This is a genomic window from Acinetobacter sp. NEB149 (genome assembly GCF_012516415.1).
GTDB lineage: Bacteria > Pseudomonadota > Gammaproteobacteria > Pseudomonadales > Moraxellaceae > Acinetobacter > Acinetobacter lwoffii_V.
Map to the genome: position 1 here is coordinate 1,300,535 of NZ_CP051208.1, position 13,103 is coordinate 1,313,637.

Below are 13,103 nucleotides of genomic sequence, written 5' to 3' on the forward strand. Positions count from 1 at the left end.
TTAAAAAATAACATTTTCTTGCGTCTCTGCTCATGGTTCAATGCTATATTCAAGACAGATTAGATTGGCAGGATTAGAGATTTTTCATTGAAACGATTGGCGCTGGTGTGTGGCTTAAGTCTGTATATGGTGGCAGGGCACAGCTCTAACCATGATTTTAATCAAGTAAATGTACAATTTTCTGTGCCTGATATTGGTACAGGTGTCGGCTTACTCGATCAACAAAAAGAAAAAATGATCGGTGAAAAAGTCTATCGTGAAGTGCATAAACAAATGCCAGTGATGCAAAATCCATGGCTTGAAGATCAGCTGCTTTCAGTATTTTCTCATATTCTGAGTCAAACTCAATTGCAACAGCCGATCGGTTTGTTGGTCATTAATGATCCGCAAATTAATGCTTTCGCCGTACCGGGTGGCCTCTTTGCACTTAATGCTGGTCTGATTAATTCAGCCCGAAACATGGATGAAGTGGCAGGAGTCATGGCACATGAAATTGCACATGTCACACAACGTCATTACAGTCGCTCTCAGGATGCCTTTAAAGGGCAAGGTTTACTGGCGCTAGCTGGAATTCTCGTCGGTGCTTTGGTCGCTTCTCAGGCAGATGGTGATGTCGGCACAGCGGTCATGATGGGTTCACAGGCAGCACTTCTGGATAAACAGCTTACCTATAGCCGTAATCAGGAGCGTGAGGCAGACCGGATTGGTATGCAATATATGTATCGTTCCGGCTATAACCCGCATAGTATGGCTGACTTCTTCGAAGTCATGCATCGCTCGACCAGTCGCTTAAGCTTCCTGCCGGATTTCTGGTTCACCCATCCACTGACGACTGAGCGTATGAGTGAAGCACGTTTGCGTGCCAATCAGCTGCCTGCGGTCAAACCTAAGCTGAATGATCAGGACTTTGAGATTATCAAATGGTATAGTAGGGTGCTGTCTCGCCAGACCAGTGAGGAGCAGCTCAGTTTGATGAATCGGCAGAATAATTTTGCCGGTCAGCTTGCTTTGGCTGCCTACCAGATACAGCAAAGTGATTTTCAGGCCGCACAGGCTGCTTTAGATCAGGCGAAAAAGCATAACCAGATGCATCCTTTATTGGTCTTGTTTCAGACTGATATTTACTTAGGTCGGAACCAGTTGAATGCAGCGCTGAAAAGTGTGGCTTCGGCAGCGCGGATCATGCCGGAAAATCGTGCGCTCAATTATAAATATGCAGAAGTCTTGATTCGTGCCCAGCAACCTGATCAAGCTAAACAAATTGTACAAAAGTTTTTGAATGCCAATTCCCGCGATGTGAGCGGCTGGCGACTGATGCAACTGGCGACCAATGCAGAGCCTGCATCGGCAATCAAGGCCGCCAATGTGCTACGTTATCGTGCAGAAGTAGAATACTGGTCCGGTTATGAAGAAACCGCCATCAAGTCATTATTACATGCACAGCGTACAGCGAAAAATAATCAATCTTTATCGGCAACCATTAACCAACGCCTGAAACAGATGCAGCAGGCACGTCAATATAAAATTTAAGCCTTAGTCAGGTTTTAAGCTTTTTATATCAGGATGATATGGTCAGGATATACTGAATCGGGCTACAATCTTTTTTTAATGATCAGTGCGATTAAATCTGAAGCATGCTATGAAGAAAATATTATTGGGCATCTGTCTATTGGGGTGGAATTATGCGGTATTTGCTGCGAGTGCTGTTGAGTATGTAGATGCGGTAGAGCGTATTAATACTGACTATAAAAAGGAATCGCGTCAATTCTTGGGTGGTTTGAATCCGCAGCAACAAGGTTTTAGCGCAGCACAGAATTCACATTTTTGTAGTATTGTGCAACGTTATGCCGATCGCTTATATCAGGCGGCTGACCAAAATCGTGCTTATCTGGATCGTCAGTTTCAGAAGATAACTAAACAGGATGTGATTATAGAAGTGAAATCTTCAAAAGAGATGCAATTGCTGAAACGTTATCAGGTTGACTGTTATTTGCAATAAGAATACGTTAAGAACTGTCTTTTATAAAAAGTCAGTTCAACGTTAAAGATCGAATATTAGAGAAGTGGGATTAAGCAAGTTTCGCTTTAATTTTAGCTGAAACTTGTGCAGGATCGGCGCGCCCGGCTATGAGCGGACGCAGAGAATTCATCACCTTACCCATATCTTTCATGCTAGTAGCTTCTTGCGCTGCAATCGTTTGCGCAATGATGGAATCAAGTTCTTCCTCAGTCATAGCTTCTGGTAGAAATTGAGATAACACCTCAACCTCGGCTTGTTCCTTACTAGCTAAATCTTCTCGACCAGCACCATCAAAGGCCTTGATCGATTCTTTACGTTGTTTAATTTGTTTTTCAATGACCGCAAGAACTTGAGCGTCGTCAAGTTCTTTGCGCTCATCGACTTCGATTTGCTTAATTGCCGCCTGTAGACCACGTATGACCGTCAGCTTGGACATTTCTTTGGCACGCATTGTTGCTTTCAAAACATCCGTGATTTGGTCTTTTAAAGTCGTCATTATTTAATCCAGGCAGTCAATCACAAATTAATCTTAGTAAAGGCGAGTCGTACGTACTGATTCACGCGCCAATTTCTTTTGGTAGCGTTTAACAGCAGCAGCTTTTTTGCGCTTACGTTCTTGAGTTGGTTTCTCGTAGAATTCACGCTTACGTACGTCAGCTAGAACACCCGCTTTTTCGCATGAACGTTTGAAACGACGGATAGCTACGTCTACTGGTTCGCCTTCTTTCAATTTAACTTGTGGCATGAAGAATCCTCATAAAGTTATGGATAAGATCGCAGGCCGAATGCCTGTGATCACAAGTGAAGGTCAGTATTTTACTCATTTACATCTCATACCACAAGCCTATAATAGTGACTGCAATAGAATTGATACAGGTTATAGGCAGTTTAATGATCGTTTTAGGCTTGGAAACGTCGTGTGATGAAACAGGACTTGCGCTGTATGACAGCGAGTTGGGTTTACGCGGGCAGGTGCTTTATAGCCAGATTAAACTGCATGCAGAATATGGCGGTGTGGTTCCAGAGCTGGCGTCACGTGATCATGTGCGTAAACTAATTCCATTAATGAATGAATTATTGGAGCAAACTGACGTCAAAAAATCGGAAATTGATGCCATTGCATATACGCGTGGGCCAGGTTTAATGGGCGCATTAATGACAGGTGCGTTGTTTGGTCGAACTTTGGCCTTTGCACTGAACAAACCGGCAATTGGTGTTCATCATATGGAAGGGCATATGCTTGCACCTTTGTTGTCAGAAACTCCGCCTGAGTTTCCATTTGTTGCATTATTGGTATCAGGTGGGCATTCACAACTTATGGCTGCTTATGGCATTGGCCAGTATGAATTACTTGGTGAATCCATTGATGATGCAGCCGGCGAAGCCTTTGATAAAGTCGCGAAAATGATGGGCTTGCCATATCCGGGTGGTCCGAATATCTCTAAACTGGCGGAGCAGGGTGACCCGAATGCCTTTGCATTCCCGCGTCCAATGCTGCATCAAGGCCTGGAATTTTCATTCAGTGGTTTAAAAACGGCTGTTTCTGTACAGATGAAAAAACTCGGTGATGAAAATCGCGATGCCGATATCGCTGCCAGTTTTCAGGAAGCCATTGTTGATACTTTGGTGAAAAAGTCGGTGAAAGCACTGAAGCAAACGGGGCTTAAACGTCTGGTGATTGCGGGCGGTGTCAGTGCCAATAAGCGTTTACGTGAGCGTTTAGAAGCAGATTTAGCCAAGATCCGTGCATCTGTTTATTATGCTGAACCTGCACTCTGTACAGACAATGGTGCAATGATTGCTTTTGCGGGCTATCAGCGTTTAAAAGCAGGGCAGCATGATGGCTTGGCGGTGACCACCACACCACGCTGGCCAATGACGGAATTGACTAATCCGACAGAGGCATAGATTTCAGGCTTGAAAAAAAGAGGCTAAGGCCTCTTTTTTATTGTGAATTTTTAAATGAAAACTTATAGCAACGGTATGTTGTAAATATATAGTTTTATAGCTGTATTTAGAGCTTGTATATTCTATTGAAACCGGAAAAATAGTTTAATAGCTTAAGTTTATATCATGCATATTTTTACAGGTTTGTAGCAGAGGCAATCTCGGATGGAAAATATAAATTTCAAAAGTTTTCAGGATGCTGGAGAGGCAGTATTAAAGTTTCTGCATCAGCATTTCGGCTTTAATTTATGGATGATCACCCGGGTAGAAGGCCAAGACTGGATTGTGCTGCAAAGTGAAGATCATGGTTATGATATACGACCCGGTCAAGTGTTTCAGTGGGCTGATTCTTTTTGTTCTCATATGGTCGCAGGTAAGGCCCCGAGAATTGCCCCCCGCTCTGAAGAAATTCCTTTATACGCCACAGCGCCGATTAATCAGCAGGTCTGTATAAAATCTTATATTGGTCAGCCACTCCTTAAAGAAGATGGCAGTTTGTTTGGAACACTCTGTGCGATTGATCCAGAAACCAAATCGGAAGCTATTGTGCAAGATATGCAATTGGTCGAGTTATTGGGACAATTGCTCAGTTCGATCTTGCAGGCAGAATTGCGTCAAAGTGAGCAGGTACGTCAACATGAATTATTGCAGGAAGAAGCCAGTAAAGATGAATTGACCGGGCTCTATAATCGTCGGGCCTGGGAAAAACTGCTGCGAGCTGAAGAAGAGCGTTGTAAACAATATGGTCATCCCGCCGCTGTATTATTTATTGACCTGAATGACCTAAAAAAGTTGAATGATAGTTTGGGTCATGATGAAGGTGACAAGCTGATTCAAAATGCGGCGCAGGTATTGCGAGATAACGTACGAATCAATGATATTGTTGCTCGTTTAGGTGGCGATGAGTTTGTGATTCTTAGCGTGGAAAATGATGAAACGGGTACTGAAAGTTTAGTGGATCGTTTAATTAATGCCTTTGCAGCAGCAAACATTGGCGCAGCGATTGGTATGGCAATGCGTCATCCAAGTCAGGGCTTATTTGCAGCACTCGCACAAGCGGATCAGAACATGTTTGAGTATAAACGTCGGAAAAAATCCAGTGAATCCATGACCAATCTAAAATAATTGACGCTTTAAATCTTCTTTAAATGATTAAGTATTTCATATCATAAAAATGATCATTTTCTATGCTCTAACGTTATCCTATCTTTCAATATTCTCTTTCATAGCCATGTATGAAAGTTGAGCATGATTCTCCATAAAAAGAAAATTCAATCCGTCTTTAACTTAACCATTACAAATTTTATAAGCTTTGTTACAAAGTTAATCCGTAAGCGTCCGCTGAACACACCTTATGAATTCATCCTATAAGCCTTAATTTAGTCCCCACTTAAAAACAAGTGGGGACTAAAATTTATGACTACAAATCACCAGACATCCATCGCATCTCTTGCGAAAAAACGAAGAACATACAGTGCTGAATTTAAACAGCAGATCGTTCAGGCTTGTAAAGCACCAGACGTTTCAATTGCTTCAGTCGCTTTGCAACATGGATTGAATACAAATCTTGTATCCAAATGGATTCGCTTAATTGATGCTAAGCCAGGGAATGATCGCTCACCACTACCGAATAAACCTGCATTTATTGCCTTATCTTGCTCTGCACCATTAGATCCTACTCCTACTGACATGTTAAAGGTTCAAATTACTTTACCCCACTCAAAAGCAGAAATTGGCTTGAAATGGCAAGTATCAGAAATATCTGCTTTAGCAGAATTACTCAAGGCACTTGCAACATGATCCGCATTGATGAAATCTGGTTGTCTACTCAGCCCATGGACATGCGTGCAGGTATGGATACGACCATGGCTCAGGTGGTGAGAGCCTTTGGCTACATCAAACCGCATTGTGCTTACCTGTTCTGTAATAAACGTGGCCATCGCATGAAAGTACTGGTGCATGATGGACTGGGCATCTGGCTGTGTGCCCGGCGGCTGGAACAGGGCAAATTTCACTGGGCTCAAGTTCACCAGGGTGAAAGCGTAGCTCTCAGCCCGGAACAGTTACAGGCACTGATCCAGGGTTTGCCCTGGCAGCGCATTGGACGACAGCAGGTGGTGACGATGCTTTAAACCAAGCTGTTCCATTCTGCTATTCTCCAAACGTTCTATTTCATTCTTCTCATGACCTCAGGCATACTGCGGTCATGAATACGCTGCCTGACTTAAGCCAACTGACCCATGAACAACTGCTGGAATTTACCAGGCAGTTGGCGCTGCAGCATCAGTCTCTGGCACAATCAAATCAAGAATTAGAAAAATCAAACCAGCAATTGGATGCCAAAGTTCAGCATCTTTCTATTCTCAATCAAAAATACGAGCATGAACTGGCGCTGTTTAAAAAGCACAAATTCGGCAGTAAAAACGAACATCTCACCGCAAAACAAATCCATCTCTGGGATGAAGCGGTTGAAGAGGATATCGCAGCAGTTGATTTGGAACTGGAGCGGCTGAATGCAGATAAAACCGATGTAGCGACAGAGAAAGCCACAGTCAACAAACCTAAACGTCGACTGCTGCCGGATCATCTACACACCATCCGTATTGAGCATGAACCTGCATCAACCCAATGCAGTTGTGGCTGCCAGTTACGTCGTATCGGCGAAGATATCAGTGAAAAACTGCATTTCAGACCGGCACAGTTCTATAAGGAACAGCATGTGCGTGGCAAATGGGTCTGTGATCAGTGTGACACCCTGACTCAGCAAGCGATGCCCGCCTATGTGATTGATAAAGGCATTGCTTCACCTGAATTGCTCAGCCATGTGCTGGTATCGAAGTATGCCGATCATTTGCCGCTGTACCGTCAGCGCCTGATCTATCAGCGGGCTGGCATTGATCTGTCCAGATCCACTTTATCTGACTGGATAGGTCGCTGCGGTGTAGAACTGGAGCCTCTGGCCAATGCCTTAAAAGAGGTGGTACTACAACAGCAGGTGCTGCATGCAGATGAAACACCGGTCACCATCATGCGGATGGGTGATGATGAGAAAAAACCGAAGAAAGGTTATGTCTGGGCCTATGCCACTACACAGTACAATCCAGTTCAAGCGGTGATCTATGACTTTCAGGATAGCCGTTCAGGTCAGCATGCAGAAGAGTTCCTGAATGGCTGGCAGGGCCATCTGGTCTGTGATGATTACAGTGGTTATAAAGCACGCTTTAAATCAGGCGATGTCATTGAGGTGGGCTGCATGGCGCATGCACGTCGTAAATTCCATGAGCTACATGTGACTGGGAAAAGTCAGATCGCTGAACAGGCATTACTGATGATTCAGAAACTGTATGCGATAGAAGCAGAACTCAGGAAAAAGACCGATAGTACAGCAGAACACCGCCGCGAATACCGACAACAGCACAGCCAACCGGTGATGCAACAACTGTATGAATGGCTCAACCAACATTATCTGACGGTGCCATCGAGTTCTCCAACCGCCAAGGCCATCAATTACAGTCTGAAGCGTTGGCCAGCCTTAAGCCGCTATCTGGATGATGGCAATCTACCCATTGACAATAACTGGGCAGAGAACTCAATGCGTCCCTGGGCATTGGGCCGTAAGAACTGGTTGTTTGCAGGTTCGCTGCGCAGTGGACAGCGAGCGGCAAACATCATGACGTTAATCCAGTCAGCAAAGCTGAATGGGCTGGATCCGTATGCCTATTTAAGTGATGTGCTGAAAAGGCTGCCGACACATAAAGTGACCCAGATTGAAGAGTTACTGCCACACTGCTGGAAACCTGAACCGAATTAAAAAATAGGCATGGGGTTCAGCGGACGCTTACGTTAATCCATCTAATTAAATGCGCTTTAAGTGTGTTGAAAAGTGACTCTGGTAAGGAACAAGATTCAAATAAGCACTTCATTTCTTATGATAATTGTTGTTTGAAATATACATTAAAATTACAGAACCAAAAAATTCTTTGTTTAAAGATAAAGCGCTATCGAAGGATAAAGCTGGCTGCCAAGAAAAAACATTACCGGCAGAAATAGCATTTGAGCTATTCAGTTTCGAGATGGCCAATCTTTAGTGATCACCAAATAAAAATGCAAAGAAATTTTAGGGAATAAATTTTATAAAAAAGCAGATTTCTATCTTTGGACTCGCTCTTGTCTCGGGTTTAATGAGTGCCTGTAGTGGTGGGGGAAGTAGCTCAGACAGTCCTACTGTCACTACACCTCCAAATGTTCCGAAGGAAAGTATTTCCTCTGAGCTTTCAGAGGAATTTGTCCTGCTTGAAGATCAGGACATTGTAGATAAAATTCGCGATAAAATTTCAGGCAATACCAGTAATGATACCGACTATAACGTCGCTCTGGGTCACATGATTGGTGAAGTATTTGCACATTATCCTTATGGGCGTACTGCACGTATCATCAAAATTTATAATCTGGGCATCAATAGTATTAAATATCCAAATCTGATCTGTTCGGAAGTCAATACCACTGGTTCGGTCAAAACCCTGAAATTAAAAACGGATAAAGATAGCTGTGTTATTCTGGACAAGACTTATCGTAAAGGCTCAACCATTACTCAGACGATGAACGGTGATACGACGACTTTAAGCTTTAGCAATGTCCGTTATGGCTCAAATGTAGATTTTAATCTCAAGGACGACTACCTGATTTCTGGCACGATTGTGCATCGTAAAACTAAAAATGAAATGGGTGAATCCGAGTCTTATCAAATCGATCAGTTGGAATTCCAGCGTATAGCCGAGACCGGTCAGGCGGGTACTTCTGGAATCGCGTTTGATACAAAGAGCAAAGAATACCTGCAAGTGCGTAATTATAATTACAGCTTGGTGGATGATTATGGCAGTGGTAGCAATGGGATTCGTACCTTAACCAGTCGTGGCACGATTATCGGTCAGCCTGACCTGGCAGATTATCGTTACAGTTTTAAGTTCAATACTACGACACCATTCAAAATGGATGAAACCGTATTAAATAACTATAAGCATTTACCAAAAGAGGGTGTGCTTAGAATTGATGACAGTTATGATCAGGTGATTGAAGTCAAACAGAACCAGCCTGAATCATTGAAGGTTACTGTTTATTTCAATGGCAGTGAAATTGATGACCTGCTGTGGTCTACCATTATCGGGGATAAACAATAATTTGAGATGTCAAAAAAGCCCCGTATTGCCGGGGCTTTTTTATTTTTTATTAGGTAGTCTTTATTACAAAACTATTTTAAATAGCCGTGCTAATAAATCAGATAGCTGTAGCATCCAATAACAATTCAGCGGAATAAACCGCTTGCCATGACGCTTTAAGCTGTTTGTGCACTTGGTCAATCGGGAAGGTACTGAATTTTGCAATATTTTGCGCTTTTTGAATGTTGTTGGCGCGCATATATGCAATCAAAAAGTCCTGACCATGAAGTTGCAGATAAAACCAGGACTCGACATGAATCTGTTCAGCCTTAAGCGTTTCAATTACTTCGTCTTGACGTGCTTTCAAAGTACGCTGCCAGTCATGAACTTGCTGCATGTGTAAGGGCTTAAGTTGAATGAGAACTGCGCCGACATCCATAATTTTAATTTTCTTTTGAGTATCATTATTATATAAATGATTTATATGAAAAAAGCGACCTGAACCGGTCGCTTTTAAGCTGTTAAGAGGCATTTAGTTGGGTTGAACCAATCCAGTGCTTGGAAAACTGATAGGCAGCACGTCCTGAACGTTGACCGCGTGCCTGACACCAGCGTAGGGCTTCAGCACGGGTTTCTGGCGTGAGTTCCATGCCTGCCTTTTTGAGATAATGTTCTACAATTTCTAAATACAGGTTCTGATCCATTGGATAGAAAGACAGCCATAAACCAAAGCGGTCAGACAGCGAAATTTTCTCTTCAATCGCTTCTTGCGGATGCAATTCGGTATATTGCGGAACATCAACCCGGGTAACCGGGGTGTTTTCATGCATGAATTCGGGTAATAAATGACGACGGTTACTGGTCGCATAAATCACAAAATTGCTGGAACCAGATTGTAAAGAGCCATCTAAAACACTTTTTAAACTGCGATAATTTTCATCTTCAGCATTAAAAGCCAGATCATCACAATAGACAATAAACTTTTCTGGACGCTCTGCAATGAGTCGCTGAATCTGAGGCAGATCAGATAAGTCATCCCGTTCGATTTCAATTAATCGTAACCCTTGATCTGCATACTCGGTGAGTAGGGCACGAACAATGGAGGATTTACCCGTACCGCGTGAACCGGTCAGTAAGACATCATTGGCAGGTAAGCCGTTTAAAAACTGCAACGTGTTCTGGATGACTTTTTCTTTTTGTCGCTCAATCCCTTTTAAATCGGCCAGTTCCATCTGTCTAAGCTGATGAATAGGTTTGAGTTCACCATGTTGCCATTTATAGGCATGAGCAGAAAAATCAGGAATTTGTTTTAGTTCGGGCAGACTTTGCTGAAGTTGCTGCAGAACAGTCGAAAGGGCATTTAAAATATGGTCAGGTAACTCAATTTTCGCCATGATTTAACATTACAGATTTAAAATTATGGCTAAGATAGTACCATTGCAAAATTCACAGTCAAAGCCAGAAAAGTATGATAATTTGCTTAAAGTAGAGAATTTTCGTTATTGTAGAGGATAGAAAATTTGTACACATTTTCTGGCTCTGGGTACGAGCTGTATCAAGAATAAATATAGGGAAAAGGCAGATGCTGTTTAAAGATTTTACTCAGGATATTAATCCACATCAGGCCTATCGTATTAAAAAGCTCAAGCAGCAGCTGCAACAGGCTGAGTCCTATGAGGAATGGAAATATATTGCCCTGAAAATAGATGAAGAATCAGGTGCACAGGAATGGAAATTTGATAACAGTTCACCCTACTTTGATGCAGAAGTGATCGCACATCGTCTGGGTAAATTACGACGCTATCGACAACAAAAGCGCACCCGTGACCTGATGTATATTTTGCGCGAAGGCCTGAGCTACGATATTGCCAACATTGCCCATCCTCTACTGTTTACCGAAGCCTATGTGGGCACTAAAAGAATTATTGAAGATTATGTCGAAGAAGTCAGCCAAGGCTTAGCCTATATTGCTTCAATAGACTGTACCTGTCTCAGTATGGAAGAAAAAATCGAATATTTTCAGCATTGTCAGCGCGCCTATGGCCAGCCAGCCCTGATGTTTTCCGGTGGTTCGACGCTGGGTCTGTTTCATACTGGTGTATGCAAAGCCTTAATGGAGCAGGACTTGTTGCCGAAGGTAATGTCCGGTTCAAGTGCGGGTGCCATCATGACCGCCATGTTAGGTGTATCCAAACCTTCGCAATATATTGATATTTTGAAAGGCCATAATTGCTTTCATGAGGCTTTTCATTTCCGCACCATGAGTGAATTGATGAAAGGTAATGGTGGTCTGGCGGATGTAAAATATCTAAAAAAATTTCTGGTCGAAAATCTGGGTGATCTGACCTTCGAAGAAGCACTCAAAACCTCAGGTCTGCATATCAATATTGCGGTTGCACCTTATGATGCTGGACAGGATGCACGCATTTTAAATGCCTATACTTCTCCGGATTTGCTGGTCTGGAGTGCGGTACTGGCGTCTTGTGCGGTGCCGGTTCTGTTTCCACCGGTTCGTTTGACCAGTAAGCGCTATGATGGTCAATATACGCCTTATATGGGTTCAACCCGCTGGGTGGATGGCAGCGTGCGCAGTGATTTTCCGCAGGAGAAAATGGCACGCCTGTATAATATTAATTATACCATTGCCAGTCAGACCAACCCGCATATCGTGCCATTCATGCAGGATGATATTTCACGTTTCCGTAAAGGTACTTTGAGCTGGCCACAACGAATTGTTCGCCGTCAGGGCGCGGTGATTACCAAAGGAATGATGGATTTCGCCCGGGAACATGCCGGTAGCTTGCCTCCTGTACGCCGTCTACTGGATCATGGCTATGGTGTAGTTGACCAGCGTTATTATGGTGATGTGAATATTGTCGGTAAATATAGCCTACGCCACTATAGCTATATGTTGCAAAATCCGCGGCCGTATCTGTTTAAAATTTTACAGCGTGAAGGGGAGCGGGCTACTTGGCCAAAAATCTCCCTCATTGAGACTCAGGAACGGGTCGGGAAAACTATTCAGCATTGTCTGGAGCTGCTAAATTATCAGCATACACTTAATCCAATACCTGAATACATTGCCACGACTTAATTTAGATCATCTCGATATTTCTGATTTTGAACTACGAACCAAAGCCCGTAGTCTGGGTTTTGGTCGGCGTCTTTATTATGCCAAGGGAAATGCGCTCTGGCTAAAAACCCAGATATCGCATGGATCTGATAGTTTAATATCATCTCCACATGCTGAACTAGGCTGGCAACATGAGCTGGATTTTTATCAGGCTCATGCCAGCTCAGGTGATCTAAATTTTTTCCTTCCACATCAAATTATTCAACAGCCTTTCAAGATCAATCATGAACAATTTGAGCAGGCCTTAATTCTGGTCGATGCGCCGGCGCATTTTCAGATCATGCCGCATCAGCAATCCATCACGCAAATTCGGCAACATTTGCTGCAAGCTGTGGAGCCTTTAATCTGCCTGCAAGAATTGGGTTATTTGCATGCCGATTTAAAGCAGGAACATTTTGCAAATAATCAGGGCAGGGTCTGCCTGCTTGATTTTGAGCATGTCCAAATACTCCATCAGAATGACCTGCATGAACTGAATGCGACACCGCGTTATATGGCGCCGGAACTGTTCCAAGGCCAAGCCAAGAGCCTACAAAGTGAAGTTTATGCTTTGGGTGTTATTTTTTATGAGTGGTTGAGTGGTCAGCGTTTACAGGCGACAGATTATCTGGATTGGGCCTTTTTGCATTGTCAGCGTCTGAAAGTTGAGTTACCGCAGCACTTACAGGCTTTTCAAGGCTTATTAGAAGAAATGTTAAGTAAGCAGAAGCAGCATAGATTGGCCGATTTTCAAGCTGTGAAAGACTACTTAATGACTGAAATTGAATGAGAAAAATACAATAAAACTTGAATTGTTTCTTATTTAATCAAACGAGTGTTTTTTTATGATAAACGGCTTGTCAGCTGG

The 13,103-nt window shown here is 43.1% G+C and carries 14 protein-coding genes; 10 read left to right on the forward strand and 4 right to left on the reverse strand.

The annotated features are described in order from the left end of the window. Positions 1–87 precede the first annotated feature (87 nt). Together HGD77_RS06225 and HGD77_RS06230 are read left to right on the forward strand one after the other, a co-directional pair. On the forward strand, positions 88–1,530 hold the full coding sequence (locus tag HGD77_RS06225; RefSeq protein WP_004729947.1) for a M48 family metalloprotease: 1,443 nt from the start codon (positions 88–90) through the stop codon (positions 1,528–1,530). A gap of 109 nt (positions 1,531–1,639) precedes the next feature. After that, the gene (locus tag HGD77_RS06230; RefSeq protein WP_004729945.1) at positions 1,640–1,999 is read left to right on the forward strand and encodes a hypothetical protein; all 360 of its coding nucleotides are present in this window, start codon (positions 1,640–1,642) and stop codon (positions 1,997–1,999) included. 70 nt (positions 2,000–2,069) lie between these two features. Here HGD77_RS06230 and HGD77_RS06235 read toward each other — a convergent pair whose 3' ends face one another. After that, positions 2,070–2,516, reverse strand: coding sequence for a GatB/YqeY domain-containing protein (locus HGD77_RS06235; protein WP_004729943.1), 447 nt, complete (start codon positions 2,514–2,516; stop codon positions 2,070–2,072). 33 nt (positions 2,517–2,549) lie between these two features. After that, positions 2,550–2,765 carry a 30S ribosomal protein S21 gene (gene rpsU / locus HGD77_RS06240; RefSeq protein ID WP_001136722.1) on the reverse strand — a complete coding sequence of 72 codons (216 nt, stop codon included), beginning with the start codon at positions 2,763–2,765 and terminating at the stop codon, positions 2,550–2,552. Positions 2,766–2,911: 146 nt separating this feature from the next. Here rpsU and tsaD point away from each other — a divergent pair, with 146 nt between their 5' ends. The 6 genes from tsaD to HGD77_RS06270 all read left to right on the forward strand — a co-directional run bounded on the left by tsaD (position 2,912) and on the right by HGD77_RS06270 (position 9,144). Continuing rightward, entirely contained in the window at positions 2,912–3,928 is a 1,017-nt protein-coding gene (tsaD, locus tag HGD77_RS06245; protein ID WP_004729941.1) for a tRNA (adenosine(37)-N6)-threonylcarbamoyltransferase complex transferase subunit TsaD, read from the forward strand. Positions 3,929–4,132: 204 nt separating this feature from the next. Beyond that, positions 4,133–5,092 carry a sensor domain-containing diguanylate cyclase gene (locus tag HGD77_RS06250; protein WP_004729940.1) on the forward strand — a complete coding sequence of 320 codons (960 nt, stop codon included), beginning with the start codon at positions 4,133–4,135 and terminating at the stop codon, positions 5,090–5,092. A 291-nt stretch (positions 5,093–5,383) separates the two neighbouring features. Beyond that, positions 5,384–5,767 carry an IS66-like element accessory protein TnpA gene (gene tnpA / locus HGD77_RS06255; protein WP_004646130.1) on the forward strand — a complete coding sequence of 128 codons (384 nt, stop codon included), beginning with the start codon at positions 5,384–5,386 and terminating at the stop codon, positions 5,765–5,767. After that, positions 5,764–6,099 (forward strand): IS66 family insertion sequence element accessory protein TnpB, encoded by a 336-nt coding sequence (gene tnpB, locus HGD77_RS06260; protein ID WP_004733288.1) that lies wholly within the window; start codon positions 5,764–5,766, stop codon positions 6,097–6,099. Before tnpA ends, tnpB begins: the two co-directional genes overlap by 4 nt. A gap of 74 nt (positions 6,100–6,173) precedes the next feature. Continuing rightward, on the forward strand, positions 6,174–7,778 hold the full coding sequence (gene tnpC / locus HGD77_RS06265; RefSeq protein WP_168730754.1) for an IS66 family transposase: 1,605 nt from the start codon (positions 6,174–6,176) through the stop codon (positions 7,776–7,778). Between the two features lie 322 nt (positions 7,779–8,100). After that, positions 8,101–9,144, forward strand: a complete 1,044-nt coding sequence (locus HGD77_RS06270) for a hypothetical protein (RefSeq protein WP_034439156.1) — start codon at positions 8,101–8,103, stop codon at positions 9,142–9,144. A 97-nt stretch (positions 9,145–9,241) separates the two neighbouring features. Here HGD77_RS06270 and HGD77_RS06275 read toward each other — a convergent pair whose 3' ends face one another. Both HGD77_RS06275 and HGD77_RS06280 read right to left on the reverse strand, forming a co-directional pair. After that, the gene (locus HGD77_RS06275; RefSeq protein WP_004729935.1) at positions 9,242–9,655 is read right to left on the reverse strand and encodes a DUF6176 family protein; all 414 of its coding nucleotides are present in this window, start codon (positions 9,653–9,655) and stop codon (positions 9,242–9,244) included. Next, complete coding sequence (locus HGD77_RS06280) at positions 9,645–10,517, reverse strand: ATP-binding protein (RefSeq protein WP_004729934.1); 873 nt, start codon at positions 10,515–10,517, stop codon at positions 9,645–9,647. The genes HGD77_RS06275 and HGD77_RS06280 overlap by 11 nt, the downstream gene beginning before the upstream one ends. 188 nt (positions 10,518–10,705) lie before the next feature. On the opposite strand from HGD77_RS06280, the gene HGD77_RS06285 reads away from it, so the two are divergent. Beyond that, positions 10,706–12,217 carry a DUF3336 domain-containing protein gene (locus HGD77_RS06285; RefSeq protein ID WP_005262041.1) on the forward strand — a complete coding sequence of 504 codons (1,512 nt, stop codon included), beginning with the start codon at positions 10,706–10,708 and terminating at the stop codon, positions 12,215–12,217. Further along, positions 12,204–13,025 carry a protein kinase domain-containing protein gene (locus tag HGD77_RS06290; RefSeq protein ID WP_004729931.1) on the forward strand — a complete coding sequence of 274 codons (822 nt, stop codon included), beginning with the start codon at positions 12,204–12,206 and terminating at the stop codon, positions 13,023–13,025. Before HGD77_RS06285 ends, HGD77_RS06290 begins: the two co-directional genes overlap by 14 nt. Positions 13,026–13,103: the final 78 nt, after the last annotated feature.